Source organism: Ruegeria sp. E1 (assembly GCF_056534225.1).
In genome coordinates this window covers 1-991 of the sequence record NZ_JBQFPE010000049.1, presented here as the reverse complement: position 1 = coordinate 991, position 991 = coordinate 1, and the positions used below count along the sequence as shown (strand labels likewise).

1 protein-coding gene is annotated in these 991 nt (G+C 54.9%); it reads left to right on the top strand.

Going from position 1 to position 991, the window contains the following annotated elements; all coding sequences use genetic code 11:
• Positions 1-228: 228 nt before the first annotated feature.
• Positions 229-991: LysR family transcriptional regulator (locus ACR0FG_RS20890; protein WP_480895284.1), on the top strand; the 763-nt coding region annotated here is incomplete at its 3' end.

Sequence of the window (991 nt, the reverse complement as noted above, 5' to 3'; positions counted from 1 at the left end):
TGGGTTGGTCGGTTTCGGCCAGAACCGGCATGGCACAGACTGTTGCCGTCGCCAGCGTGGCGGAAGCCGCAATAGATCGAAGAATGAACATAAGTACCTCTGTGGACGTAAGACGATATCGAAGGGTCCATCAGGGATAGCGACTGAGACTTTCGTGTCGCAACAGAGCTTTACCATCATTTCATACTGTGAAAACTAAAACACAAAAATTGAAATGAGATCGCCCACATGATGAACGAAAACGCTCTGACCGCATTTCTTGAATTGGCCGAAATCGGCAGCTTTCAGACCGCCGCCCGTGCAATGGGCGTGTCCAATGCGTCCTTGTCCCGCTATGTCGCGCAGGCTGAGGAGCACACTGGGCTTGTTCTGTTTCATCGCAGGCGAAACAGCAGCACATTGACACGCGCGGGGCAGGAGTTCTTGCCAATCGCCCAGGCGTTGCGTGAAGACCTAGACCGCTATGCGACCCGTGTTGCTGGATTGCGTGAAACCGGGCCGGGAACTTTGCTTATCGGTTGCGGGCCGCTCACCACTCGGACACTGATCCTGCCTGTCTTGCGTGCGGTGCGGCGAACGATGCCTGACCTGCGCTTCAGAATTCTGGTGAGCGCCTATGCGCGTCCACTCGATCTGTTGCAGGCAGGGGAGTTTGACGTGTTCCTCGGTGATCTGACCTACACACCTGAAGCAGAAGATGTCGAGATCATGGTGATGGAGAAGCAACCCATCCAGTTCGTTGCTCATCAAGATCATGAGATTCACCAGCGTGGGCCACAAACCATGGCGGGTATTTTCGATTTTCCCTTTGCATCACCCCATCTCCACAAGCATTGGAAAGCCGCTTTGACAAAAGCGCTTGGTGGCGGTGCTGAGGCCGCCGAAAAGGTCAGCGCACAGCCGCATATCGAATGCGACGACTACAACCTCCTGACTGGACTGCTGGCAGAGCCTGAATTTATCGTTGGAGGGATGCCGGACACATTCGCAG